The organism is Sediminicoccus sp. BL-A-41-H5 (assembly GCF_050632405.1).
Taxonomy (GTDB): domain Bacteria; phylum Pseudomonadota; class Alphaproteobacteria; order Acetobacterales; family Acetobacteraceae; genus Roseococcus.
On sequence record NZ_CP192601.1, the window covers coordinates 2,297,650 to 2,322,865 of the forward strand.

23 protein-coding genes and 1 tRNA gene are annotated in these 25,216 nt (G+C 71.4%); 15 read left to right on the forward strand and 9 right to left on the reverse strand.

From position 1 onward, the window contains the following. Nucleotides 1-81: 81 nt before the first annotated feature. The 3 genes from ACQ860_RS11265 to ACQ860_RS11275 all read right to left on the reverse strand — a co-directional run bounded on the left by ACQ860_RS11265 (nucleotide 82) and on the right by ACQ860_RS11275 (nucleotide 3,009). Entirely contained in the window at nucleotides 82-1,707 is a 1,626-nt protein-coding gene (locus ACQ860_RS11265; protein ID WP_431303453.1) for a long-chain-fatty-acid--CoA ligase, read from the reverse strand. A 73-nt stretch (nucleotides 1,708-1,780) separates the two neighbouring features. After that, entirely contained in the window at nucleotides 1,781-2,044 is a 264-nt protein-coding gene (locus tag ACQ860_RS11270) for a hypothetical protein (protein WP_431303454.1), read from the reverse strand. 2 nt (nucleotides 2,045-2,046) lie between these two features. Beyond that, nucleotides 2,047-3,009 (reverse strand): Bug family tripartite tricarboxylate transporter substrate binding protein, encoded by a 963-nt coding sequence (locus ACQ860_RS11275; RefSeq protein WP_431303455.1) that lies wholly within the window; start codon nucleotides 3,007-3,009, stop codon nucleotides 2,047-2,049. Between the two features lie 113 nt (nucleotides 3,010-3,122). On the opposite strand from ACQ860_RS11275, the gene phnC reads away from it, so the two are divergent. The 6 genes from phnC (at nucleotide 3,123) to ACQ860_RS11305 (ending at nucleotide 7,921) form a co-directional block, all read left to right on the forward strand. Further along, nucleotides 3,123-3,950, forward strand: coding sequence for a phosphonate ABC transporter ATP-binding protein (gene phnC, locus ACQ860_RS11280; RefSeq protein ID WP_431303456.1), 828 nt, complete (start codon nucleotides 3,123-3,125; stop codon nucleotides 3,948-3,950). 25 nt (nucleotides 3,951-3,975) lie between these two features. Next, complete coding sequence (gene phnD, locus ACQ860_RS11285; protein WP_431303457.1) at nucleotides 3,976-5,013, forward strand: phosphate/phosphite/phosphonate ABC transporter substrate-binding protein; 1,038 nt, start codon at nucleotides 3,976-3,978, stop codon at nucleotides 5,011-5,013. A 53-nt stretch (nucleotides 5,014-5,066) separates the two neighbouring features. After that, on the forward strand, nucleotides 5,067-6,077 hold the full coding sequence (phnD, locus tag ACQ860_RS11290) for a phosphate/phosphite/phosphonate ABC transporter substrate-binding protein (protein ID WP_431303458.1): 1,011 nt from the start codon (nucleotides 5,067-5,069) through the stop codon (nucleotides 6,075-6,077). Further along, nucleotides 6,077-6,952: a phosphonate ABC transporter, permease protein PhnE gene (gene phnE / locus ACQ860_RS11295; RefSeq protein ID WP_431303459.1), complete on the forward strand. Its 876-nt coding sequence runs from the start codon at nucleotides 6,077-6,079 to the stop codon at nucleotides 6,950-6,952. The genes phnD (ACQ860_RS11290) and phnE (ACQ860_RS11295) overlap by 1 nt, the downstream gene beginning before the upstream one ends. Further along, nucleotides 6,949-7,794: a phosphonate ABC transporter, permease protein PhnE gene (phnE, locus tag ACQ860_RS11300; RefSeq protein ID WP_431303460.1), complete on the forward strand. Its 846-nt coding sequence runs from the start codon at nucleotides 6,949-6,951 to the stop codon at nucleotides 7,792-7,794. Before phnE (ACQ860_RS11295) ends, phnE (ACQ860_RS11300) begins: the two co-directional genes overlap by 4 nt. 44 nt (nucleotides 7,795-7,838) lie before the next feature. Next, a tRNA-Leu gene (locus ACQ860_RS11305) sits at nucleotides 7,839-7,921 on the forward strand. 10 nt (nucleotides 7,922-7,931) lie between these two features. Here the strand turns inward: ACQ860_RS11305 and ACQ860_RS11310 are convergent. From ACQ860_RS11310 to ACQ860_RS11320, 3 genes are read right to left on the reverse strand one after another with little or no spacing between them, the layout of a single operon-like run. Further along, a complete protein-coding gene (locus tag ACQ860_RS11310) occupies nucleotides 7,932-9,068 on the reverse strand; it encodes a hypothetical protein (protein ID WP_431303461.1) in 1,137 nt (378 codons plus the stop codon). Nucleotides 9,069-9,078: 10 nt separating this feature from the next. Continuing rightward, nucleotides 9,079-9,507 carry an OmpA family protein gene (locus ACQ860_RS11315; RefSeq protein ID WP_431303462.1) on the reverse strand — a complete coding sequence of 143 codons (429 nt, stop codon included), beginning with the start codon at nucleotides 9,505-9,507 and terminating at the stop codon, nucleotides 9,079-9,081. After that, nucleotides 9,504-10,733: a cupin domain-containing protein gene (locus ACQ860_RS11320; RefSeq protein ID WP_431303463.1), complete on the reverse strand. Its 1,230-nt coding sequence runs from the start codon at nucleotides 10,731-10,733 to the stop codon at nucleotides 9,504-9,506. Before ACQ860_RS11320 ends, ACQ860_RS11315 begins: the two co-directional genes overlap by 4 nt. Nucleotides 10,734-10,836: 103 nt before the next feature. On the opposite strand from ACQ860_RS11320, the gene ACQ860_RS11325 reads away from it, so the two are divergent. Both ACQ860_RS11325 and ACQ860_RS11330 read left to right on the forward strand, forming a co-directional pair. Next, entirely contained in the window at nucleotides 10,837-15,456 is a 4,620-nt protein-coding gene (locus tag ACQ860_RS11325; RefSeq protein WP_431303464.1) for an NAD-glutamate dehydrogenase domain-containing protein, read from the forward strand. Continuing rightward, nucleotides 15,453-16,697, forward strand: coding sequence for an MFS transporter (locus ACQ860_RS11330; RefSeq protein ID WP_431303465.1), 1,245 nt, complete (start codon nucleotides 15,453-15,455; stop codon nucleotides 16,695-16,697). The genes ACQ860_RS11325 and ACQ860_RS11330 overlap by 4 nt, the downstream gene beginning before the upstream one ends. A gap of 3 nt (nucleotides 16,698-16,700) precedes the next feature. On the opposite strand, the gene ACQ860_RS11335 is transcribed toward ACQ860_RS11330, so the two are convergent. Continuing rightward, on the reverse strand, nucleotides 16,701-17,360 hold the full coding sequence (locus ACQ860_RS11335; RefSeq protein ID WP_431303466.1) for a dienelactone hydrolase family protein: 660 nt from the start codon (nucleotides 17,358-17,360) through the stop codon (nucleotides 16,701-16,703). Between the two features lie 36 nt (nucleotides 17,361-17,396). Between ACQ860_RS11335 and ACQ860_RS11340 the strand changes: the two genes are divergently transcribed. Further along, complete coding sequence (locus ACQ860_RS11340) at nucleotides 17,397-17,585, forward strand: DUF4169 family protein (RefSeq protein WP_431303467.1); 189 nt, start codon at nucleotides 17,397-17,399, stop codon at nucleotides 17,583-17,585. 1 nt (nucleotide 17,586) lies between these two features. On the opposite strand, the gene ACQ860_RS11345 is transcribed toward ACQ860_RS11340, so the two are convergent. After that, nucleotides 17,587-18,822: an amidohydrolase family protein gene (locus tag ACQ860_RS11345; RefSeq protein WP_431303468.1), complete on the reverse strand. Its 1,236-nt coding sequence runs from the start codon at nucleotides 18,820-18,822 to the stop codon at nucleotides 17,587-17,589. Nucleotides 18,823-18,997: 175 nt separating this feature from the next. Here ACQ860_RS11345 and aat point away from each other — a divergent pair, with 175 nt between their 5' ends. Genes aat through ACQ860_RS11360 form a run of 3 tightly spaced genes read left to right on the forward strand, consistent with a single transcriptional unit; the run spans nucleotide 18,998 to nucleotide 21,838 of the window. After that, nucleotides 18,998-19,660 (forward strand): leucyl/phenylalanyl-tRNA--protein transferase, encoded by a 663-nt coding sequence (aat, locus tag ACQ860_RS11350; protein WP_431303469.1) that lies wholly within the window; start codon nucleotides 18,998-19,000, stop codon nucleotides 19,658-19,660. Between the two features lie 31 nt (nucleotides 19,661-19,691). Further along, a complete protein-coding gene (gene thiL / locus ACQ860_RS11355; protein WP_431303470.1) occupies nucleotides 19,692-20,636 on the forward strand; it encodes a thiamine-phosphate kinase in 945 nt (314 codons plus the stop codon). Nucleotides 20,637-20,662: 26 nt separating this feature from the next. Beyond that, nucleotides 20,663-21,838, forward strand: a complete 1,176-nt coding sequence (locus tag ACQ860_RS11360) for an MFS transporter (RefSeq protein ID WP_431303471.1) — start codon at nucleotides 20,663-20,665, stop codon at nucleotides 21,836-21,838. A 33-nt stretch (nucleotides 21,839-21,871) separates the two neighbouring features. On the opposite strand, the gene ACQ860_RS11365 is transcribed toward ACQ860_RS11360, so the two are convergent. Continuing rightward, nucleotides 21,872-22,210 carry a hypothetical protein gene (locus ACQ860_RS11365; RefSeq protein WP_431303472.1) on the reverse strand — a complete coding sequence of 113 codons (339 nt, stop codon included), beginning with the start codon at nucleotides 22,208-22,210 and terminating at the stop codon, nucleotides 21,872-21,874. Nucleotides 22,211-22,346: 136 nt separating this feature from the next. Between ACQ860_RS11365 and ACQ860_RS11370 the strand changes: the two genes are divergently transcribed. The 3 genes from ACQ860_RS11370 (at nucleotide 22,347) to ACQ860_RS11380 (ending at nucleotide 25,211) form a co-directional block, all read left to right on the forward strand. After that, nucleotides 22,347-23,696, forward strand: a complete 1,350-nt coding sequence (locus ACQ860_RS11370) for a cytochrome P450 (protein ID WP_431303473.1) — start codon at nucleotides 22,347-22,349, stop codon at nucleotides 23,694-23,696. Beyond that, complete coding sequence (locus tag ACQ860_RS11375) at nucleotides 23,693-24,820, forward strand: YeeE/YedE family protein (protein ID WP_431303474.1); 1,128 nt, start codon at nucleotides 23,693-23,695, stop codon at nucleotides 24,818-24,820. The genes ACQ860_RS11370 and ACQ860_RS11375 overlap by 4 nt, the downstream gene beginning before the upstream one ends. Nucleotides 24,821-24,926: 106 nt before the next feature. Beyond that, complete coding sequence (locus ACQ860_RS11380; protein WP_431303475.1) at nucleotides 24,927-25,211, forward strand: c-type cytochrome; 285 nt, start codon at nucleotides 24,927-24,929, stop codon at nucleotides 25,209-25,211. Nucleotides 25,212-25,216: the final 5 nt, after the last annotated feature.

Consider the following 25,216-nt stretch of genomic DNA (forward strand, 5'->3'; position numbering starts at 1 on the left):
AAGACGATTTTCGCAATCATTTCACGGCGGGCACACCACCGCCTGGACAGAAAAGCGGCAACCTGCTCCGCAAGGCGGGCCTCAGCCCTCCAGCGCGTAATCCTTGAACTGGCGCTTCAGCTCCGCCTTCCAGAGCTTGCCGGTGGCTGTCATGGGCAGCGTCTCCACGAATTCCACGCGATCGGGCATCCACCATTTGGCGATCTTGCCCTCCAGCACGCCGAGGATGCTCTCGGGCGTCGGGTTCGTGCCGGGCTTCCTCACCACCAGCAGCAGCGGCCGTTCATCCCATTTCGGATGATGCACGCCGATGGCCGCGGCGAGTGCGACATCCGGGTGCGCGAGGGCCAGGTTCTCCAGCGTGATGGAGCTGATCCATTCGCCGCCGGATTTGATGACATCCTTCGCGCGGTCCACGATCTCGACGGCGCCGAGCGCATCTTCCGTCACGACATCGCCGGTCGAAAACCAGCCATCCGCGCTGAAGGCCGGGTCATCCGGATGGTTGAAGTAGCTGGCGGCGACCCAGTGGCCCTGCACCTCCAGCTCGCCGAAGGCCACCTCGTCCTTCGCGATGGGCTGGCCCGCGCTGTCGAGGATGCGGAAATCCACGCCGAAGGGCGGCCGACCCTGCTTGCGGCTATAGGCCAGCCAGCGATCCTCGTCCCATTCCGCCGTCTCCGCCTTGCGGGAATTGAGCGCGCCCAGCGGGCTCAATTCCGTCATGCCCCAGGCATGCAGGATGGGGACGCCGTATTCGCGCAGGAAGCCCCCGGTGATGGCGACCGGCAGCGCCGTGCCGCCCACCACCAGACGCGGCGGCGCGGTGAATTTGCGCGAGGCGTCGGCGCGCAGCCAGGCCAGCAGCATGGTCCAGATGGTCGGCACCCCGGCCGAGAAGGTGACGCGCTCCTCCTCGAAGAGCTTGAACAGGCTGGCCGGGTCCAGCTTCGGGCCCGGCAGCACGAGGGAGCAGCCCACCATGGCCGAGGCATAGGGGATGGACCAGGCGTTGACGTGGAACATCGGCACCACCGGCATCACGACATCCCGCGCCGCGAGCGCGAAGACATCGGGCTGGATGGCGGACATGGCGTGCAGCACCGTCGAGCGGTGCGAGTAGAGCACGCCCTTGGGCATGCCCGTGGTGCCCGAGGTGTAGCAGAGCGAGGAGGCGGCGCGTTCCTCCAGCAGCGGCCAGGCATAGTCGCCATCCTCGGCGGCGATCAGCGCGGCCTGGTCCAGCACCGGCACCGGCAGGTCGGGCTTGGGGGCGGGGCCCATCAGCACCACGGCGCGCAGCGCGGGCGGCAGGCGATCGGCGACGGCGGTGAGGGCGGGCAGGACGGAGGGGTCCACGAAGACCACGACATCCCCGGCATCGGCGAGGATATAGGCGATCTGGTCGGCGAAGAGGCGCGGGTTCACCGTGTGCAGCACGGCCCCCATGCCGGAGACGGCGTAATAGACCTCCAGATGCGCGCGCGAATTCCAGCTCATCGTCGCCACGCGGTCGCCCCGCTTCACGCCGAGGCGGGCCAGCGCCTGGGCCAGGCGCTTGGCGCCGTGCTCCAGCTCGGGCCAGCTGCCGCGCGTCGCCGCGCCCTCCGGGTCCACCGAGACGATCTTGGCACCCTCATGGTGCCGCGCCGCATGGCGCAGGATCGAGGAGACGAGGAGCGGGTGCTCCTGCATCAGGCCGAGCATGGTGATCCTCCCTGGTGGTTCTTCTGGGAGCATCCTGGCGCAGGCGGGGCCGCGCCGTCCATGGTGGCGGGGGCTACCAGCCCAGGCGGCGCGGGTCTCCGGCGGCGGGCGCGCTGAAGGGGCGCGGCGCGTTGGAGGGCGGCAGGTCGAAGCGGCGCGGGTCGTTCGGCGTCAGCTCCCGGTCCAGCACGATCTGCCCCGAGGTGGTCTGGTAGCCGCGCTGGAAGCTCGCCGGGCCGAAGGGCATGTCCGGCACGCCCGAAGAACCAGGCGAGGTGTCCACATTGGCGCAGGCGCCGAGCAGGAGCAGGCAACCAAGCTGGAACAGCCGCATCATCTTCACTCCGGTCGAATATTGGCGCCGCGGATCAGATCGCCCCACATCGTCGTCTCCCGCGCCAGCAGGTCACGCACGGATGCCGCATCGCCGGTGACGATGTCCACCCCCTGCTCGGCCATGCGGGCGCGGAGCGCGGGGTCTTCCGTCGCCGCGCGCAGGGCGGCGCCGAGGCGCTCCAGCACCGGCGCGGGCGTGCCGGCGGGGGCGAAGAGCGCCTGCCAGAACACCGCCTCGAAGCCCGGCACGGCATCGGCCACGGGCGGCAGGTCCGGCACCAGGGCGTTGCGCTCGCGCGACGAGATGGCGAGGCCGCGCGTGGCTCCCTCGCGCATCGTGGGCAGCGCCTCCAGCAGAGCCTGGAACATCGCCTGGATGCGGCCGGCGCGCAGTTCGATCAGCGCGGGCGCGCCACCGCGGAAGGGCACATGCACCACGTCGATGCCGGTGCGCGCCACAAGCAGCGCCTGCGCCAGGTGGTTCACCGCCCCCGTGCCGCTCGACCCGAAATTCACGCGGCCCGGATTGGCGCGGCAATAGGCGATGAACTCCTCCGTCGTGCGCGCCGGCACGGCGGGGTTCACATGCAGCGCGAAGGCGGTGCGGAACACCATGCCGACGGGCACCAGCTCGCGCATCGGCTCGCGCGGCGTGAGGTTGGGCTGCAGCGCCGGGTTGATGGCGAGGGTGGAGGTGCCCATCAGCAGCGTGTAGCCATCGGGCCGCGCCTGCGCGACATGGGTGTTGGCCACAGCCGTCGCCGCGCCCACGCGGTTCTCGATCACCACCGGCACGCCCAGCTCCCGCGCCATGCGTTCGGCGACCGCGCGACTCGTCACATCGGTCACGCCACCCGGCGCATAGCCGGAGGCGACGGCCAGCGCGCGGCTGGGGAAGGCCTCCCGCGCCCGGGCCGGCAGGGCGATCAGGGCGGGCGTGGCGAGCAAGGCGCGGCGTGCAGGCATGGGGTTCCTCCGTTTTCTTCTCAATCAGACGAGCGTCACATTGGCTTCGCCCAAGCGTCATCCGGATGCAACATACACCCACTAAGCCGCGCCCCGGCAGATGGGATGCGGGCATGCTTGAGATCGAGGGTCTGACACGGCGCTTCGGCAGTGTGAAGGCGGTGGACGGCGTGAGCCTGACCGTCCCGGCAGGGCAGATGGTGGGCGTGATCGGCCGTTCCGGCGCGGGCAAATCCACCCTGCTCCGCCTCATCAACCGCCTGGCCGAGCCCTCCGAGGGCCGCATCCGCTTCGAGGGGCGCGACGTGACCGCGCTCAAGGGCCGGGCGCTTCGCGACTGGCGGACCGGCTGCGCCATGATCTTCCAGCAGTTCAACCTGGTGCAGCGCCTGGATGTGCTCACCAACGTGCTGATCGGCCGCCTCAACCATCACCATGGCGTTATGGCACACCTCGGCTCGCTCTTCTGCCAGTTCTCGCCGGCCGAGCGCGCGATGGCGCTGGCCGCGCTGGAACGCTTCGACCTGCTTTCCACCGCGCTGCAACGCGCCGACACGCTCTCGGGCGGGCAGCAGCAGCGGGTCGCCATCTGCCGGGCGCTGATGCAGCAGCCGCGCCTCATCCTGGCCGACGAGCCCATCGCGAGCCTCGATCCGCGCAACGCGCGCACCGTGATGGACGCGCTGGCCGAAGTGAACCGGCGCGAGGGGCTGACCGTCCTGGTCAACCTGCATCACCTCGACACCGCGCGCGAATACTGCACCCGCGTCATCGCGATGCAGCAGGGCCGCGTCGTCTTCGACGGCGCGCCGGCCGAGCTCGATGCCGCACGCATCACGCAGATCTACGGCATCACCGAGGCCGAGTTCCAGGCCGAGGCCGCCGCCGCCGTGAACGCCACGCCCGCCCCCGGCTTCGCGCCGCAGGTGGCGCTGGCCTGACCCACACCCGAAGGAGAAATCCCCGATGATGAACCGCCGCTACCTCGGCGCGCTGGCGCTGGGCGCCAGCCTCGCGCCGCAGCTCGCCACCGCGCAGCGCGCCGCCCCCGCGACCATGGCGCCCGAGGCCGCCGCCGGCCAGCGCATGCGCCGCACGCTGGACGCCGATGTGACCATGCCCGAGGCCGGCCGCCGCGCCTGGGCCGCGCAGGTCCCGCAGATCCGCATCGGCCTGCTGGGCGGCGAGAACGAGGCCGACCGCATGGGCCGCTTCGGCGCCTACCAGGCGCTGCTGCAGGAGACCTTCCAGGTCCCGGTCCGCCTCTTCGCCGCCAGCGACTATGCCGGCGTGCTGCAGGCCTTCTCCGCCGGGCAGATCGAGTTCGCGGCCATGGGCCCCTCCGTCTATGCCGGCACCTGGATCGACACCAATGGCGGCGTGGAGCCGGTGCTGGTGGCGGAGGAGCGCGACGGCTCCATCAGCTATATCGCGGTCATGGTGACGCGCGCCGATAGCGGCATCACCAATCTCGAGCAGATGCGCGGCCGCACCCTGGCCTGGGCGGATGCCAATTCCACCTCCGGCTACCTGGTGCCGCGCTTCGCGCTGCGCCGCCAGGGCATCGGCGTGGAGAGCGGCCAGTATTTCTCGCGCACCGGCTTCGGCGGCGGGCATGAGCAGGCCGTCGTCGCCGTGCTGCAGCGGCAGTTCGACGCGGCCGTCACCTGGGCCTCGGGCCAGGGCGATGTGAATGAGGGCTTCACCCGCGGCAACCTGCGCGCGATGGTGGACAAGGGCATGCTGAACATGCGCGACCTGCGCATCATCTGGCAGAGCGAGCCCATCATCAACGGCCCGATCACCATGCGCACCAACCTGCCGCGCGCCTTCCGTGACGACATCGTGAACTTCCACCTGGCGCTGCCGAAGACGCACCCGACGGTCTACCAGCAGATCGAGCGCGGCGGCGGCACGGGCTATCGCGAAGTGACGCATGCGCAGTTCCAGTTCCTGGTGGACATGCGCCGCGAGGAAGCGGCCGAGCGGCGGCGGAGGAGTTAAGCGGCCCTCAAACGCCGGGCGCTCTGCGGCCGGAATCTCTGATGGAGTGTTTGATGATCACGGCTGCTCTGGCTCGTCGCGCTCTGTTCGGCGGCGCTCTCGCCCTGCCCGTCACCGCGCGGGCCCAGTCCGCGGCCGAATGGCGCCCGCGCCGCACCGCCGATGGCACCCATCCCATGCCCGAGCCCGGCCGCCGCGCCTGGGCCGAACAGGTGCCAGCCATCCGCGTTGGCCTCATGGGCGGCGAGAACGAGGCTGATCGCCTCGGCCGCTTCGATGGACTGCGCCGCCTGCTGGAGGAGACGTTTCGCGTCCCCGTCCGCCTCATGCCGGCCAGCGACTATGCGGGCGTCATGCAGGCGCTCTCCGCCCGGCAGATCGAGTTCGCCGCCCTCGGCCCCTCCATCTACGCCGCCGCCTGGATTGATACCCATGGCGGCGTGGAACCCATCCTCACCATCGAGCAGATCGACGGTTCCACGAGCTATGTCTCCGTCATGCTGGTCCGCGCCGACAGCGGCATCACGAACCTCGAGCAGATGCGCGGCCGCAGCCTGGCCTGGGCCGACCCCAACTCCGCCTCCGGCTACCTCATCCCGCGATTCGAGCTGCGCCGCGGGGGCGTCGGCGTCGAACCCGGCCAGTTCTTCGGCCGCACGGGCTTCGGCGGCGGGCATGAGCAGGCGGTGGTCGCCATGCTGCAGCGGCAATACGACGCGGCGATGACCTGGGCCTCCGGCGTGGGCGACATCAACGAGGGCTTCAGCCGCGGCAACATGCGCGCCATGGTCGAGAAGGGCATGCTGCGCATGTCCGACGTGCGGATCATCTGGCAGTCGCGCCCCATCCAGAACGGGCCCATCACCATGCGCACCGACCTGCCCGCGGAATTCCGCGAGGACATCATCCGCTTCTACCTCGCCTTGCCCCAGTCCCACCCCGCCGTCTTCGAGCAGGTCGGCCGCGGCACCGGCGCGGGTTTCCGCGAGGCGCGGCACGCCGACTACGAGGTCTTCGTCGAGATGCGGCGCGAGGAAGCCGCCGCGCGGCGGCGGCGCTCCTGATGGCCTCGCCCGCCATCGCGGCGCAGGAGGCCGCCTTCCTGGACCTGCGCGGCCAGCGCCGCCGCACGACACTGCTGGGCCTCCTGATCCTCGCCGCCTGCCTGCTGCTGGCCGCCTGGACCAGCGAGTTCTATCCCACCTCGCTCGCTGCCGGCGTGCCGCGCATCGGCGAGTATTTCGCGCGTATCACGCCCGCGCTGGAGTGGAACAAGCTCTTCTCCGACGCGGAGACCGAGGGGAGCCTGGCCTTCTGGTTCTATCGCCTCGACGCCTGGGCGATCCTGCTCATTGAGACGGCGCAGATGGCGGCACTCGCCACGCTGGCCGGCGCCGTGGTCGCGCTGCTGCTGGCCTTCCCCGCAGCGCGCAACACGGGCGCGCCCAACTGGGCCTACCAGGCGTCGCGCCGCTTCCTCGAAGCCACGCGCACCGTGCCCGAGATCGTCTTCGCGCTGATCTTCGTCTGGGCCTTCGGCGTCGGCGCCCTGGCCGGCATCCTCGCCATCGCGCTGCATACGGCGGGCGCGCTCGGCAAGCTCTTCGCGGACGCGATGGAGAACGTCGAGATGCGGCCCTGGGATGGCGTGCGCGCCGCCGGCGGCACCTGGAGCGAGGCCTGCCGCTTCGCCCTCCTGCCCGCCGCCCTGCCCGACCTGCTGAGCTACGCGCTGCTGCGCTTCGAGATCAATCTCCGCTCGGCCAGCGTCATCGGCTTCGTCGGCGCGGGCGGTATCGGCGAGGAGCTCTACAAGGTGATCTCCTTCAACTACTACGAGGAGATCAGCGCCATCCTGCTCCTCATCATCCTCTCGGTGATGGTGATCGACATGCTCTCCGACCGTCTCCGCCGTCGCGTCATCGAGGCCGTGGCATGAGCGGCCTGCGCATCGCCCCGGCGGAGATCGCCGCCTGGCAGGCGCGCCTGCCGCGCGCCTTCGGCCCCTCGCCACGTGGCCGCGCGCTGCGCTGGCTGGGTGGCGCCGCCTTCCTCGCCTGGCTGATCGGCACGCTCTGGTGGTTCGATGTCTCGCCGCGCCGGATGCTGAACGGGCTGGAAGGGCTCTTCGTCATCACCCGGCTGATGATCCCGCCCTCGCCCGGCGAGCAATGGGTGGAGATCCTGAAGGGCCTGGCGGAGAGCCTCGCCATGGCCTTCCTCGGCACCTTCATCGCGGCCCTCATCGCCGTGCCGCTCGGCTTCATGGGGGCCAGCAACGTGGTGACCAACACGCTTTTCCGCTTCTCGCTGCGCCGCGTCTTCGATGGCTTCCGCGGCGTGGACCAGCTCATCTGGGCGCTGGCCTATGTACGCGCGGTGGGCCTCGGACCGCTCGCCGGCGTGCTGGCCATCGCGACGGCGGATATCGCCGTGCTCGCCAAGCTCTACGCCGAGGCGATCGAGAACGCCGAGAAGAAGCAGGCGGAGGGCATCGCCGCCGCCGGCGGCTCGCCCACGCTCATCATCCGCTTCGGCCTGCTGCCGCAGGTGGCGCCCGTCATGCTGGGCCACGCGCTCTATTTCTTCGAGAGCAACACGCGCTCGGCCACCATCCTGGGCGTGGTGGGCGCGGGCGGAATCGGCCTGCAGATCGCCGAGCGGATCCGGGTGCGCCATTGGGACGAGGTGGCCTTCATCATCATCCTGATGGTGCTGATGGTGGCGGCGATCGACTGGCTCTCCGGCAAGCTGCGCCGCCGATTGATCGGCGCGCGCTGAAGCCGTCTGGAGTGGTGCCGCATCGCATGGCATAAGCGGGCCACGCGGGCGTGCCGGAATGGTAGACGGAAGGGTCTTAAAAACCCTCGGCCGCAAGGCCGTGCGGGTTCGAGCCCCGCCGCCCGCAAGCCTCTGTCCTATTCCAGCACCCAGCCCGGCCGCAGCGTGATCTCGGCGCGCGTGCAGATGTTGATGTTCCGCGATTCCTCCGCATTTCCATTGTCGAAGACGATGCGCAGATCGGCCTCACACGGGATGTCGGTGGCGAGTTCGCGGCGCTGGCCGGCGGTCAGCGGCTGCTCGCCCAGCTGGTTCCCGCCCCAATCGCTATCCTGCACGGAGGAGAGATAGACCTCGCGCACGGTGCGGCCATGCGCGTGGGTCAGCGTGAGGCGGCGGGCGGGGGCGAAGGCGATGGTCTCGCCGCCGCAGATCTCGACATCGCTGCGCTCCTCCGCCTGATTGTCGGCGAAGACGGCGCGCAGCCGCACGCGGCAGGCGGGGTTGCGGATGCGCAGCAGGAAGCTCTGCCCCGGATTGAGGACCGTGGCGCCCAGCCGGTCGCCGCCCCATTCGGGCCCGGCATCGGCGGTCGCGTAGAGTTCCCGCAGCACGCGGCGGGTGCGGTTGGCGATGGTCACCTCGCGCAGCGGGATGGAGGCATCGCCGAAGACGATGCGCGGGCTGGCGCAGAGATCCACCTCCTGCCGCGTCTCGGCCTGCGCGCCGCGGAAGACGGCGCGCGCCTCGAAGCGGCATTCCCTCTCGCCGCGCAGGCGCAGGTTGAAGCTGTCGCTGCCCGGCACGGTCGCCGCCCCCAGCCGGTCGGGCCCGACCACGCCGGGCCGCGCGAGGAAGAGCTGCATCAGCTCCACATCCGTGTTGTTCACCACCTCGATCGCGCGGGTGTCGCGGTCATCCACCACCAGCTCCCGCGTGGCGCAGACCTCGACGCCGCTGCGCGTCTCCGCGCTGCCATCCTCGAAGACGGCGCGCATCTGCATCTGGCAGGGGCCGCGGCCGAGGCGCAGCGGGAAGCTGGCGCCCGGCCGCACCACATCGGCCCCCAGACGGTCGGGCCCGGTCTCGCGCGAGGGTCCGTTCCAGAGATAGAGCTCGCGCAGCACGCTCTCCGAGTTGTTGCGCAGGACGATGTTGCGGTCCTGTGCCGGCTGGGGCGCCGGGCCCGGTTGCGGCTTGGCGGGCTGGGCCAGGGCTGGCCCCGCCATCACCAGCAGGAACAGCAGCGCGCGACGGATCGGGAGGCCCGGCATCACGCCCCCCTCATGCCGGCGGCAGCAGGATGACGCGGGCGCCGGCGCGGCGGTCAACGCCACGGCGCTCGCGCTCGGTCGTGAAGCCGCGCGTGCGCGCCTCGGCACGGATTCGATCCCGCTCGATGCCCATCTGCGAAAGCTGCGTCGCCACGGCGCGGGCGCGGCGGGCGGCGAGGCGGCTCGCCGTCTGCGCGCCGCCTTCGGGCGAGGCGGCGAAGCCCAGCACGCAGATGTTGCGGTCCAGCATCGTCTTCGCCTCCTCGGCGATCGGTGTCAGGCTGCTGATGGCGGCTGGCGTCAGCTGATCGGCGCCGCGCGCGAACTCCACCGAGACGGCCCCCTCCTGCAACTGCTCGGTGCCGACGCAGGAGAAGTCGCGCAGCTGCGCCAGCGCGGGGGTGGTGAAGGCCAGCAGGAAGGCCAGCGCGCGGATCATGTGGCGGCCAGCAGCCCGGCCTCGCGCAGGCGGGCCAGCAGGGCGGGGGCGTCCACCGCCGCATGGGCGCGCTTCAGCTCGGCCTCGGTGATGTCGGGCCGCGCCAGCAGCCATTGCGCAGCCTCGGCCTCGGCGGGGTTGAGCGGCACGGTGCCGGCGGAGGTCTTCAGGACCCATTCGGCGCCGCGCCGCACGGGCTTCGCACCGCCCGGGATCACGCGGAAGGCGCCACCCTCGGCGCCCTCTTCGCCGCCCGCCGCGCTCGGAGCGGCCATGCCGCGCCAGGCCAGCAGGTCATTCCCGCCGCGATGGAAGCGGTAATCCGCCACATATTGCTCCAGCACCGCCATCACCTTCGGGTCCTTCGCGAGTTCCGCCACGCGGGCGCCCAATTGTCCCGCGCGCTGCGTCAACGCGAATTTCGCCGCCGCGCTGCCATCCTGCCGCGGCAGGGGCTGGCGGAAGACGGTCTCATAGAGCACGCGCTCAAGCAGGATGTTCATCACGTCCATCCCGTTCGGCGCATGCGCGCCATAGGCGACATGCACGCTCGCGGGGGCTTCGGCCAGCGCGTCGTGATACCAGCCGCGCGGCAGATAGAGCAGGTCGCCCGGCTTCATCAGGACCTTCGCGCGCAGCTTGCCCTTGTGCTGCTCATGATGCGCCTGGTCCTGGCTGCGCCAGAGCGGGTGGCTGATGGGCCAGTCGGCCCTGCCCTCCCAGATGTTCCAGGTCTTCTCGCCCTCCACCTGCACCGCCCAGACGTCATGCGTGTCGTAATGGGCGGGGAAGGCCTTGTGGCTCTGCCAGGAGATGTAGACATTCGCCTGCGCCTTCCCCAGGCCCGCGCTTTCGATCGCATGGCTGACGGAGGCGAGGCCGGGGGTCAGGCTGTCCACATCGTTCATCACGATGCTGGCGCCCTTCTGCACCCATTCGCGCACGCGCTCCGTGACGGGCTGCATGAGCTGCGCGTTGGAATCGCGCGCCGTGGCGCGGGCGCAATATTGCTCGGCCGGAATGGGCTTGCCGTCCAGCACGAGCTGGAGCGAGTGGCTGGACCAGGCATGCGTCATGTCCAGCAGGCGATTGATCTGCCGCCAGGAGAAGACGGCGGCGAATTTCGCCGGGTCGCCCTTCAGGTGCAGGGGTAGCTTGTCATGATATTCGGCGAAGAACTGCTCCACGGGCATGGGCGCGAGCAATTGGGCGAGCGTCATTGTCATGGGGCGAATCTAGCGCAGCCGGGCCCCGCATGCCACGCCCATCAAGGTGGCGCTTGCGCCCGGGGGTCTGAAAGCCGGAAGCTGCCCGCAAAGGAAGGACGCCATGCCCGAAGCCCCGATGAGCGACATGCCCGACCCGGTGCGGGAGGAGGTGCTGCGCGCCGCCGCCGTGGGGCTCAACCCCGCCGCCGCGGCGCTGCTGCCAGCGCTGCACGCCGCCATCCCGACGCAGGAGCTGGCGTCCCGCCCGCCCGAGTCGCTGCGCGAGGCATCGGCCTCCCTCGCCGCGCTCGCCGCACAGCGCGCCCCGGGCGAGGTGAAGCTGCGCGTGACGCCCCCGGGCTCCGGCCGCGGCGCGCATGGCGTGGCCGAAATCATCCTCGGCGACATGCCCTTCCTGGTGGATTCGGTGCTGGCCGCCCTCACCCGCCAGGGGCGCGTGGTGCGGGAATTCCTCCACCCCGTCCTGCCGGTGACGCGCGATGCGGGCGGCGCGGTGGTGACGCTCGGCCAGGGCGAGACGCGCGAGAGCATGATGCGCGTCACCATCGGCGCAAGCGCCGGCCATCTGCTGCCGGGGATGGAACCGCAGGGCTGGCCGCAGGTGGAAGCGTCCCTCGCCCGCGCCCTGCACGATGTGGGCGTGGCCGTGCGCGACTTCCCCGCCATGCTCGCCCTGCTGGATCAGGCCGATTCGGAAATGCGCGGCGACGATGAGGCGCGGGAATTCCTTGCCTGGCTGCGTGACGACAATTTCGTCCTGCTCGGCCATCGGCACCTCGTGGTGGAGGGCGGCGAGGTCCGCGTCCTGGAGGCCGAGAATCTCGGCCTGCTGGCCGATCCGGCGCTGCCGGTCTTCGACGCGCTGGCCGCCCTGCCCGCCTTGCCCGAACGCGCCCGCGCCGCCTTCGCGGCACCGCCCGCCGTCACCGTCGCCAAGGCCAATATGCGGAGCACGGTCCACCGGCCGCAGCATGCCGATGTGGTCGGCACGCGCATCCTGGACGCAGCGGGCCAGGTGGTGGGCGTGCGGCTCTTCCTCGGCCTCTTCGCCGCCGCCGCCTACAACCGCAACCCACGCTCCATCCCGCTGCTGCGCGGCAAGGTGGAGCGCATCCTCGCCACCGCCGGCGTCTCGCCCTTCAGCCATGACGGCCGCGCGCTGCGCAACATCCTCGACACCTGGCCGCGCGACGAACTCTTCCAGGCGAGCGAGGCGGAAATCCTGGAGGGCGCGCGCATCGCGCTCGACCTCTCGATCCGCCCGCGCCCGGCGCTCTTCTTCCGGCCCGACCCTTTCGGCCGCTTCGTCTCCGTCATCGCCTGGCTGCCGCGCGAAGGGTTCGACACGCGGCTGCGCTCCCGCGTGGGCGAGATGCTGGCGCGCGCGCATGGCGGGCGGCTCTCGGCCTTCTACATCGCGCTGGGCGACGCGCCGCTGGCGCGCGTGCACTACATCATCGGCACCGATCCCGGCACGGCGCTCAGCCCGGATCACGCGGCACTGGAGGCGGCGGTGGCGCAGGCCGCGCGCAGCTTCGGCGACCGCCTGGCCGATGTGCTGGTGGAGGAGCGCGGCGAGGCCGCGGCCGGGGCAGCGCTGGCGCAGTGGCGCGATGCCTTCCCGCCCAGCTACCGCGAGACGGAGACGCCCGCCCAGGCGGTGGCCGATCTTTCGCTCGCCGAGGCCGCGCTGGCCAGCGGCCGAATCGAGGCGGCGGTGCAGCAGCCGCCCGGCTGCCCGCCCCAGCGCATCATCCTGCGCCTCGCCGTGCCCGGCCATGCGCTGGCGCTGGCCGATGCGCTGCCGCTCTTCGAGAGCCTGGACCTGCGCGCGATCGAGGAGGTGCCGCACAGGCTCTCGCCGCAGGGCGCCGGCAACGTCTCGCTGCATGTCTTCACGCTGGATGCCGGCACGGCCTTCCGGGCCGAGCGCGCCGAGCCACTCCTGGAAGCGCTGGAAGCCCTGCTGGCCGGCGAGGTCGAGGCCGATGGCTTCAACCGCCTGGTGCTGCGCGCGGGGCTCGACTGGCGGGAATGCTGGCTGCTGCGGGCGATGTACCGCTGGCTGAAGCAGGTGGGCTTTCCCTTCGCGCAGGAAAGCGTCTCCGCCGCGCTGGTCGCACAGCCCGAGGCGGCGCGGCTGCTGCTCGACCTCTTCCACGCGCGCTTCCGCCCCGAGGGTGGTGGCGACGAGGCCGCGCTGGAATCCGCCTGGACCACGCTGCTGGATGGTGTGGCGGATCCGGATGCGGACCGCATCCTGCAACGCCTGCGCGCGCTGCTGGACGGCATGCTCCGCACGAATTTCTATCAGGGGAAGGCCTATCTCGCCTTCAAGCTCGATTCCCTGCGGGCCGGCGAGATGCCCGCGCCCCGCCCCTGGCGCGAGATCTTCGTCCACAGCGCCAGCATGGAAGGCTGCCACCTGCGCGCCGGGCCCGTGGCGCGCGGCGGCATCCGCTGGTCCGACCGGCGCGAGGATTTCCGCACCGAGATTCTGGGCCTGATGAAGGCGCAGCGCCTCAAGAACGTCGTCATCGTGCCGACGGGGGCGAAGGGCGGCTTCGTGCTGAAGGGCCATGTGCCGAGCGACCGCGAAGGCTTCCAGGCCACCGGCATCGCCGCCTATCGCACGCTGGTGCGCGGCATGCTGGACCTGACAGACAATCTGCATGGCACGGAGGTGGTGACCGCCCCCGGCATCCGCCGCCGGGACGGCGATGACCCCTATATCGTCGCCGCGGCCGACAAGGGCACCGCCACCTTCAGCGACATCGCGAACGGTCTCTCCGCCGAATACGGCTTCTGGCTGGGCGATGCCTTCGCCTCGGGCGGCTCGGCCGGCTATGACCACAAGGCCATGGGCATCACCGCGCGCGGCGCCTGGGTGATGATCGAGCGGCATTTCGTGGAGACATTGGGCCGTTCCATCCATGACGCGCCCTTCACCGTGGCCGGCGTGGGCGACATGTCGGGCGACGTCTTCGGCAATGGGCTGCTGATCTCGAAGCAGGCGAAGCTGGTGGCGGCCTTCGACCACCGGCACATCTTTCTCGACCCCGATCCCGACCCGGCGCGGAGCCATGCCGAGCGCGCGCGCCTCTTCGCCCTGCCGCGCTCCTCCTGGGCGGATTACGACGCGTCGCTGATCTCGGCGGGCGGCGGCGTCTTCGCGCGCAACCTCAAGACCATCCCGCTGAGTGCGGAAGTGCGCGCGCTGCTCGGCATCAACGCCGAACGCGCGGAGCCGGCCGCCGTGCTCCAGGCCATCCTGAAGCTCGACACCGACCTGCTGTATTTCGGCGGCATCGGCACCTATGTGAAAGCCAGCACGGAGACGCAGGCCGAGGCGGGCGACCGCGCCAATGACGCGATCCGCGTGGATGGCCGCGACATCCGCGCCCGCGTGGTGGGCGAGGGCGCCAATCTCGGCGTGACGCAGGCCGGCCGCATCGAGATCGCGCGTGCCGGCGCGCGCATCAACACCGATGCGCTGGACAATTCGGCCGGGGTCAGCACCTCCGACCATGAGGTGAACATCAAGATCCTGCTCGCCGATGCCGAGGCCTCCGGCGTCATGACGCGCCGCCAGCGCGACGAGTTGCTGGAGAGCATGACGGATGAGGTCGCCGCACTCGTGCTGCGCGACAACCATCTGCAATCCGTCGCCGTCACGCTGGAGACGCGTACGGGGGCGGCGGCGCTTCCCGCCCAGGCCGCGCTGATGACGCGGCTGGAGGCGGAAGGGCTGCTGGACCGCGCCCAGGCCGGGCTGCCGGACGCCGCCACCATGGCCGCCCGTACCAAGTCGGGTGACGCACTGACGCGGCCCGAGATCGTGGCGCTGCTGCCCTTCGCCAAGCTCTGGCTGGGCGAGGTGATCCTCGCCTCGCCCTTGCCGGATGAGCCGGTCTTCGCGCCGCTGCTCACCGCCTATTTCCCGACCGCACTCCAGGCGCCGGGCTTCGCCGCCTTCATGGCGCGGCATCGGCTGCGACGGGACCTGATCGCCACCGCGCTCGCCAACATGGTCGTGAACCGGCTGGGCTGCGCGGGCCTCGCGCGGCTCGTTGCCGCCGCCGAGCCGGCCGAGGTGGTGGCCGCGACCTGGCTCGCCGCGGAGCTGTTTGGCCTGGAGGGACGCTTCGAGCAGGCCGAGGCCGCGCCGCCCAACCCGCGCCTCGCCGCGCAATCCGTGCTGCGCGAATTGCTGGAGGCGGCGGCGGTGGAGTTGCTGCCGGCCACCCGCGCCGGGCTGGAGCCAGCCATCGCCAGCCTCGCCATCGGCATCACGGCCCTGAGCGAGGCGGCGATGGCCGAGGCGGCGGGGGATGACGCGCTGCCCGGCACGCTCGGCCATTTCGTCGCCGCCGCGCCGCGCCTGGCCGCCGCCCCCGCCATCGTGCGGCTGGCGGCGGAAAGCGGCGCCGACCCGGCCGCCGCCGCGCGTGCCTGGGCCGAGGTCGGCGGGGCCTGCCAGCTCGACGCGCTGGCCGAGGCGGCGCGGCGCATGCTCGCCCCCGGCGCCTATGGCGACCGCGCGCGGGCCGCGCTGCTGGCCGATCTCCGCGCCACGCAGTTCCGCCTTGCCGCACAGCGTCTGGCCGGCGCCAGCGCCACCCTGCCCGAGGCGCTGCGCCCGGTGCTGGCCGATGCGGCGATGCAGGGCGACCTCGCCGCCGTCACCGTCGCGGTGCGCGCGCTGGACGCCTCGGCGTGACGCGCCGCGAATGGGCCTGGGCGAGCTATGACTGGGCCAACAGCGCCTTCCCGACGGTGGTCTCCACCTTCGTCATCGCGGCCTATTTCACCCGGGGCATCGCGCCCGATCCGGTGACGGGGCAGGTCATGTGGGGCTGGATGCAGGCGCTGGTGGGCCTCGCCATCGGCCTGCTTTCGCCGCTGCTGGGCTCGATCGCGGATGCGGGCGGGCGGCGGCGGCTGATGCTGCTGCTCTGCACGCTGCTGACGGCCTTCTTCACCGCCGGCATCTGGTTCGCCAAGCCCGAGCCGGGCTACGCCGCCTGGGCGCTGCTCTGCGTCGCGCTCGGCACGCTCTGCTTCGAGCTCGGCACCGTCTTCTACAACGCCATGCTGCCCGATGCGACGACGCGGGAGCGGCTGGGCCGCGTCTCGGGCATCGGCTGGGCGCTGGGCTATGCGGGTGGCCTCGCCTGCCTCGTGCTCTGCCTCGCGCTGCTGGTGCAGCCCAACCCCTCGCCCTTTGGGCTGGATCGTGACGCGGCGGAGCATGTCCGCGCGACCGCGCTGCTCGTCGCCGCCTGGCTGCTGCTCTTCGCCTGGCCGGTGCTGGTCTTCCTGCCCTCCACGCAAGGCCCGCGCACACCACTGCGCCAGGCGGCGACGGAGGGGATCGCCGACCTGCTACGCCTCCTGCGCGGCCTGCCGCGGCAAAAGCTGATCGGCCGCTTCCTGCTGGCGCGGCTCTTCTACACGGATGGGCTGAACGTGCTCTTCGCCTTCGGCGCGATCTACGCGGCGGGCGTCTTCGGCATGGGCTTCGAGGAGATCCTGCTCTTCGGCATCGCGCTGAACGTGACGGGCGGCATCGGCGCCGCGCTCGGCGGGTGGGTGGAGGAGAGGCTCGGCGCGCGGGCCACCATCCTGACCGCGCTGGTGGCGCTGATGGCGATCGGCGGCGCCATGCTCCTGGTGGAGAGCAAATGGGCCTTCTGGGTGCTGGGCGTGCTGCTCGGCCTCTTCTTCGGCCCGGCCCAGGCAGCGAGCCGCAGCCTGATGGCGCAGGTGGCGCCGCCGGGCGAGATCGCGGCCTATTTCGGCCTCTTCGCCCTCTCCGGCCGCGCCACGGGGTTCCTGGGGCCCGCCGCGCTGGCGCTGGTGACGGATGTCACCAACAGCCAGCGCGCGGGGATGGCCGTCGTGCTTCTGCTGCTGGGCACAGGGGCCGCCATCCTCGCCACGCTGCCGCGAGGGCGCTGACCCTCAGAGGTGCTTCTTGAAGAAGGCGAGCGTCCGCTCCTGCGCCACTTCCGCATCGGCCGGCACGTAGCTGCCGCGCTCCTCGCAGCCGAAGCCATGGCCGGCGCCGGGATAGACGAAGACCTCCACCTCCGGCCGCGCCGCCTGGATGGCACTCACATCCGAGAGCGGGATGGAGCCGTCCACCTCGCCGAAATGCAGCTGCACCGGGCAGCGGGGCTTTTCCTCCCTGGCCGCCGCGATGCCGCCGCCATACCAGCCCACCGCCGCCTGGAAGGCCGAGCTGCGGACCGCGCCATGCCAGGAGACGGTGCCGCCCCAGCAATAGCCCACGATGCCGCGCGGCAGCCCGGCCGGCAGCGCGCCGGCAGCGGCCAGGATGTCGAGCAGCGTCAGATGCTCATCAATTTTCCCGCGCAGGGTGCGGCCGCGCGTCACATCCTCGGCCGTGTAGCCCAGCTCCACGCCCCGCTCCGTGCGGTCGAAGAGCGCGGGGCAGATCACGGCATAGCCGGCGGCGGCGAAGCTGTCGGCCACCCGGCGCATGTGGCGGTTCACGCCGAAGATCTCCTGGACGATGACGAGACCGGCCTTGGCATCGGAAGGCCCGGCCCGATACGCGGCGAGGCTGTGGCCATCGGCGGCGGTGAGCGTGATCTGCATGGACGAATCTCCCGGGGTTGATGCTAGATTCCCAGCATGGGCGAGGTCGTGAATCTGCGGAAGTGGCGCAAGGCGCGGGAGAAGGCGGAAGCCGAGGCCCAGGCCGCCGCCAACCGCGCCGCCTTCGGCCGCACCAAGGCCGAGAAGAAGCGCGAAGCGACCGAGGCCGCCCAGCGCGACGCCCTGCTGGAGGGCAGCCGGATCGACGCCCCCGAAAAGCCCTGAATCAGCCCGGCGGGTGCAGCTCCGCCCGCGCCCGCGAAAAGCTGCGCCGCCCGCGCTTGAAGCCCATCAGCATCGGCGAGATCCCGCGCAGCGCCGCCACCGGATCGGGCGCATCCACCACCACCAGATCCGCCGGGTTGCCGACCGCGATGCCGTATTTCTCCAGGCGCAGCACCTTCGCGGAATTGGCGGTGAACATGTCCCAGGTCTTGCGGAGTTCATCGGCATCGCCGCGCTGCACGACATTCGCGTAGAGATTGGCCATGCGGATCAGCTGCGCGTCGCCGAAGGGCGTGAAGGGGTTCTGCACATTGTTGGTGGAGAGGTTGCACAGCGCGCCCTGCGCCATCAGCCGGTGCGCATCCACCACGCCGCGGCGGATGTTGTGGTCCTGGTCGCGCCCCATCAGGAAGAGGTCCGTCGCCGGCAGCACGGCCAGGGCCACGCCCGAATCCGCCATCATCCTGCCGATGCGGTCCTGGTGCTCGGGCGTGGCACTCGCGATCTTCGTGCCATGGCCGAAGGCCACGCGCCCGCCCCAGCCGATGCGGTCCGTGATCTCGCAGACGAGGCGCAGGTCGAGGTCGTTCGGATCGAAGCCGCTGTCGAGGTGCATGTCCACATCCACATCGAACTCCTGCGCGAGTTCGAAGACGCGGCGGATCTGGCCGGCGCGGTCGCGGTCGTAATTGGGGGCGGCGCCGATCACGGTGGCGCCGGATTTCAGCGCCTCGACCATCAGCTCCTCGGTGCCCGGGCTGTCCAGCAGCCCCTCCTGCGGCATCACGCAGATCTCGAGGTCAATGGCCCATTTATAGGCATCCACCAGCGCCTTCACGCCCTGGAAGCCGCGCAGCCCGACCAGCGGGTCCACCTCGGCATGGGTGCGCATGGTCATGGTGCCGTGGCTGATCGCCTTCTCGATCGTGGCGCGGGCGCGGGCGTTCACATCCTCGACGGTGAATGTGTGCTTGACGGCCGAGACACGCTCCATCGCGCGGTGCGGGTTGCGGCCGGGCGCGCAGCCGCAGCGATCAATGATGCCGCTCTTGTCCAGGTGGATATGCGTCTCGATGAAGCCGGGCGCGACGAGGCAGCCCCCCGCATCCACCACCTCGCCCGCCGCGCTGCCGAGGTCGGGCGCGATGGCGGTGATGATGCCGCCTGTCACGCCGATATCGGTGAGCGTCTCGGCATCGGCGAGGCGGGCACGGCGCAGCAGCAGGTCGAATTCCATCGGGCAACTCCTTGGGCTTGGCCGACGTTCGCTGAATTCGCGGCATATGACCACCCGAGGGAGGCAGGCGCATGAGACGGCTTCGGTCCCGGCCCGATCCAGGCTAGGATGGGCATGTGGACATTCCCGGCCCAGCCTGCGTCTTCCCCACGCCCGCTGCAGCGGAGGGGCGCTGATGTCCCGCCGCCAGATGGAAATCACGCCCGAGCTGATGTTGCGGGCCTATCGCATCGGCCTGTTTCCCATGGCCGAAAGCCGGGACGCGCGCACGCTCTACTGGCTCGATCCCGAGATGCGGGGGGTGATCCCGCTGCAAGGCTTCCACCTGCCCCGCCGCCTCGCACGGCGCGTTCGCCAGGCGCCCTATCGCATCAGCGCAAACGAGGCCTTCCCCCAGGTCATCGCCGAATGCGCCGCTCCGCGCGCCAGCTCGGCCGACAGCTGGATCAATGCGGAGATCCAGGCGCTCTTCACCGCGCTGCACCGCCAGGGCCACGCCCATTCCATCGAGGCCTGGCAGGGCGAGGCGCTGGTGGGCGGGCTCTATGGCGTCTCGCTCGGCGGCGCCTTCTTCGGCGAGAGCATGTTCAGCCGCGCCGACGACGCCTCCAAGATCGCGCTGGTGCATCTGGTGGCTCGCCTGCGCCTCGGCGGCTTCACCCTGCTGGACGCGCAATTCCAGACCTCGCACCTCGCGCAATTCGGCACGGAGGAGGTGCCGCGCGCCCTCTACAAGCAGCGCCTCGCGGAGGCGGTGGAAGTGCCGGCCCATTTCCCGGCAGAGCCCGACCCCGAGGCCCTGGCGCGCGAGATCGCGGCGTTGCGCGACGAGGGTTGAGCCGGGACGGCGTTCGTCTACACCTTTCCCCATGACCGAAGCCGCCCCGGAATTCAGCCTGATCGCCCGGCATTTCCGCCCGCTGGCGGGCCCGGGCGCACTCAACCTGCTGGATGACGCAGCGCTGCTTACGCCGCCACCCGGGCAGCAACTCGTTCTCGCCGCCGATGCCATGGTGGCCGGCGTCCACTTCCTGCCCGACGACCCGCCCGAGACCATCGGCCGCAAGCTGCTGCGGGTGAATCTCAGCGACCTCGCGGCCATGGGCGCCGCGCCGCTGGGCTACCTCATGACCATCGCGCTGACGCCGGGCACGGACGAGGCCTGGCTCGCCGGCTTCACGGCCGGCCTGGCGGAGGACCAGCGCGCCTTCGGCCTGCATGTGCTCGGAGGCGACACCGTCTCCACCCCCGGGCCGCTCAGTCTCTCGCTGACCATCCTGGGCCATGCGCCGCCCGGCGCCGCACTGACCCGCGCCGGCGCGCGGCCGGGCGATGATCTCTGGGTGAGCGGCCGCATCGGCGATGGCTGGCTCGGCCTGCGCGCTGCCCGCGGCGAAGTCGCGGACCCTGGCGGCGCGCTGGCCCGCCGCTACCGCCTGCCCGAGCCGCGCCTCGCCTTGGGCCTCGCGCTGCGCGGGCTGGCGCGGGCCTGCATGGATGTCTCCGACGGGCTCTTGCAGGATGCCGGGCACCTGGCCCGCGCCGGGGGCTGCGCGGTCGAGGTCGAGGCCGCGCGCATCCCGGTTTCCGACGCCACCGCCCCCATCGCGGCACTCGCCAGCGGCGGCGATGACTATGAGCTGCTCTTCGCCGCCGCGCCGGAGGACCGCGCGGCGGTAGAGGCGGCGAGCCTCACCGCGCGCACCCCTGTCACGCGCCTCGGGCGGTTCACGGCAGGCGCGCCGCATGTGAGTCTGCGTGACGCGACCGGCGCGGACATCACGCCGGCCAAACTCGGCTGGAGCCACCGGTGACGCAGGACGACGCTCAAGACAAGCACATGAAGGCGACCATCTGGCGCCTCTTCTTCTGCCAGGCCCTGATGAACGCGACGATGGTGGGCCAGGCCGCCATGGGCGCCATCATCGGCCACTCCCTCTCCGCCGACCCCGCACTCGCCACCCTGCCCATGGCGGTGCAGATGACGGCGGTGATGGCCGCCTCCATCCCGGCCTCCATCATCTTCGGCCGCTATGGCCGGCGCGCCGGCTTCATGCTGGGCGCCATCGTCTCGCTGGCGGGCTCGCTCACCTTCGCGCTGGGTGTGTGGAAGCAGGATTTCCTGATCTACTGCCTGGGCTCGGTGCTGGCGGGCGCCGGCTTCGGCATCGCGCAGCATTACCGCTTCGCCGCCGCCGAGGCCGCCACACCCGCCTATCGCCCGCGCGCCATCGCCCTCGTCATGGCCGGGCCGGTGCTGGCCGCGGCCTTCGGGCCGGAGATCGTGAAGCACACGCACCAGGTCTTCATGCCCTACATCTTCCTGGGCACCTACCTCGTCCTCGCCTTGCTGCCGGTGATCTGCATGGTGCTGCTGACCGGCCTGACCCTGCCGCCGCCCCCGCCGCGCGCCGCCGTCACCACGCCGGTGGGTGAGATCATGCGCCGCCCGGCCTTCGTCACCGCCGTCGTCGCCGGCATGGTGGCCTATGGCACGATGAACCTGGCGATGACGGCGACCCCGCTGGAGATGCTGTTCTGCGGCTTCTCGGTCGGCGCCTCGGCCACCGTGATCCAGGCGCATGCCATCGCGATGTACGCGCCGGGCTTCGCCACCGGGCACCTGATCACGCGCTTCGGCGTCAGGCCCGTCATCGTGGCGGGCGCGGGGCTGACGGCGGCTTCCGTCGCCGTGGCGCTGATGGGCGAGACCTTCTGGCACTTCGCCATCGGGCTCGCCATCCTCGGCGTCGGCTGGAACTTCATGTTCGTGGGGGCGACCTCGCTGCTCGCCACCGCCTATGCGCCGCATGAGCGCGTGCGGGCGCAGGCGGCGAACGACTTCATCGTCTTCGGCACCGTCGCCTGCACGGCCTTCCTGTCAGGCTATGTGCATGCCCGCTTCGGCTGGAGCCTGCTGAACCTGACCCTGCTTCCGCCGCTGGTCGCGGCACTGGCGCTGCTCGCCTGGCAGAAGTCGCGGGGCGTGAATGCAGGCCCGGCGGTGGCGCGGTAACCGCGCCGCCGCCGCGAGCTCACGCCCCCCTGATCAGAACCGGTTCCAGACCGGCGAGACCGAACCCGGCATCACGGGCAGCGAAGGGTCGCCGCGCAGGTCCGGGCTGCTCACATCCCCCTCGCCGGTCAGCTGCGGGCGCCGGGGATCAATGGCATTCAGCTGGTCCATCCGCTGGTCCGCCTGCATGCCGCGCTGCAATTGCCGCTGCGCGATGGATTCCGGCGAGGGCGGCGGCTGGCCGGGCAGCAGGCGCGGCCCGACCGGAATGGACGTCGTGATCGGCGTGGGCAGCGGCTGCGGCGGCGCGGGCGGTGCCGGCGCGGCGCAGGCCGCGGCCAGCAGGGCGATGAGAAGGCTCGGGTGACGCATGGACGGGTTCCGGAAGAAAATGCCGGATCGAGCCTAGCCATTCGCATGGACCTTGTGCAGCCACCCGCATGGGAAGCCTGCCTTGACGCAGCCCGGGCCGCTTGACCACAAGCCCGCGCACCCGCAAGGCAGCCCGATGACCACCTCGACCGATTTCCTCCCCCCGCGCCCGGCGGCGCCGGCGCGCTTCCCGCGCGGCATGCGCGCCCTCTACGCCTCCGCGACGGATCTGCTGAGCCTCTTCCCCGAGACCGCCTTCCGCCACCGGATGATGCCCTTCAGTGCCATCTCCCAGCGCGTGCTCATCGTGAACGAGCCCGAGATGGTGCGCCGCGTCTTCATCACCGGCCGCGCCGAATTCGAGGCGAAGAGCCGCCATTTCCGCCAGGCGCTGGAGCCCGTGATCGGCGACAGCATGTTCCTCAACAGCGGCGAGATCTGGCTGACCCGCCGCGCGCTGATGGCCAAGCTGCTGCACCCCAGCCGCACGCCGGGCTTCCACCCGCTCTTCGTGCAGGGTGCCGAGGAGGTGGCGGCGAGCTGGACCGGGCGCGTGGATGTGGCCGCCGGCTTCGCGGCCGCCACCGCGCTGGCCGTGATGCGCGCCCTCTTCGGCCAGGCGGCGCGGCCCGAGGATGCGGCCAGGCTCGCGCGCAGCTTCACCGCCTATGAGGGCGCGGTGCTGGCGGTGGATTTCGCCCATGTCTTTGGCCTGCCCGAGAAACTCACCGGCTGGCAGTTCCACACGGCGCGCAAGCATGCCCGCGCCATCCGCCGCCTCTGCTCGGCCTGCATCTCGAGCGCGGGGCCGGAGGTGGGCGGGCTGTTCGGTGAGCTGCGGGCCGCCCTCGGCGAGGATGGACGCCCGCTGCTCGACCCCAACCAGCTCATCAACGAGGTCGCGATGCTGCTGCTGGCCGGCAGCGAGACCTCGGCCAATGTGCTGACCTGGACGGTCTATCTGCTGGCGCTGCACGAACCCACGCGCGAGCGTGTGCTGGAGGAGTTGCACAGCGTGCTGGGCGGCCGGGCGCCGGAGGCCTCCGAGCTGAACGCGCTGCCCTTCACCAAGGCGGTGATCCAGGAGGCGATGCGGCTTTATCCGCCCGTGCCCTATCTCTCGCGCGAGGCCGCGCGGGCGGAGCGCATCGCCGGCATCCAGGTGAAGCCGGGCGAGACGGTGATGGCCCTGCCCTGGCTGCTGCACCGGAACGAGCATCTCTGGGAGGCGCCGCACGCCTTCCGGCCTGAACGCTTCCTGCCTGACGCGCCGCAGAAGCCGCCGCAGTTCGGCTACCTCCCCTTCAGCATCGGCCCGCGCGTCTGCGCCGGCGCCTCCTTCGCCATGGCGGAGATGCTGGTCTTCATGGCGGTGCTGCTGCCGCGGCTCGACTTCGCCATCCCGCCCGGCGCGGCGCCGGTGCCGCGCGCGCGGCTCACGCTGCGCCCGCGCGGGGGCATGCCGCTGATGGTGACGCCGCGGTGAGCCTGGCGGGCCTGCTGCTGGCCGGTGGTGGCGCGGCCTGGCTCGCCCAGGCCCAAGGGCCGCAGATGGCGCTGCTCTGGCTGCTGGGCGCGGGCCTCGGCCTCGTGCTCTTCCAGTCGAGCTTCAGCTTCGCGGGCGGATTCCGGCGGCTGCTGGTGGAGCGGCGCAGCGCCTCTTTACGCGCCATGCTGCTGCTGCTGGCGCTGGCCTGTGTGCTGAGCCTGCCCGCCATCGCGGCGGGCAGCGTGTGGGGCCAGCCGTTGCGCGGCTTCGTCTTCCCGGTGGGCTGGGGGCTGCTGCTGGGCGCCTTCCTCTTCGGCATCGGCATGCAGTTGGGCGGCGGTTGCGCCTCGGGCACGCTCTACACGGCCGCGGGTGGGCAGGGCCTGCGGATGTGGATCACGCTCGCCGCCTTCATCGCCGGCGCCACCTTCGCCGCTTACGATTCCGAGCGCTGGTCCAGCTGGCCCGCGCTGCCGCCCGTCTCGCTGACGGCCTCCCTCGGCCTGGGCGGCGCGCTGGTGGCGAGCCTCTTCGCGCTCGCGCTCGCCTGGGCCGTGGCCACGCGGCTGGAGCAGCGGCGGCACGGCGCGGTGGAGCCGCTCGCCTGGCGCGGCGCGCTGCTGCGCTACCCCTGGCCGGCGGCCTGGGGTGCGCTGGGCCTGGCGCTGCTGGGTTTCGCCACGCTCATCCTGGCCGGCCGGCCCTGGGCGATCACGGCGGCCTTCCCCCTCTGGGGCTCCAAGGCCATCGAGGCGCTAGGCTGGGATGACCCGGCCTTCTGGCCCTATTGGGAGGATCCCACCCGCACCGAAGCCCTGCTGCGCCCGCTTCTGGCGGACCGGATGACGGTGATGGATCTCGGCCTCATGGCCGGGGCCTTCCTGGCGGCGGCGCTCGCCGGGCGGCGGGGGGATTGGCATCTCCCGCGCCCCGGCCCGGCCCTGGCCTCGCTGATCGGTGGGGGGCTGCTGGGCTATGGGGCGATCATCGCCTTCGGTTGCAATATCTCCGCGTTTCTGGGGGGAATTCTCTCGGGCAGCCTGCATGGATGGGTCTGGATCATCCCGGCGCTTGCCGGAAACGCACTGGGGGCAAGGCTTCGGCCGCTTTTCAGGCTGTAGGGAGCCGCCCCGCGTTAATGCCGCACTGCAATGTAAAACGAGCAATTGACGCTTGATCTTCGTGCATTATGTTCCGCGCGACCTGTCACGCGCCAAAGGAACACCCATGCGGCCCCTCCCCCTCCTGCTCGCCGGGCTGATGCTCGCCCCGCCCGCCTTCGCTCAGGCGCCGCTCGCCGCGCAGGGCTGCGTCGGCTGCCATGGGCCGAATGGCGCGGGCATGGGCGGCGTGCCCGGCCTCGCCGGGCGGGACCGGGCAGAGCTGATCGCGCAGATGAACGCCTTCCGCGCCAATGAGCGCCCGGCGACCATCATGGGCCGCATCGCGCGCGGCTATACCGAGGCGGAGATCATCGCCTCGGCCGAATATTTCGCCCGCCAGCCGCGCTGAGGAGA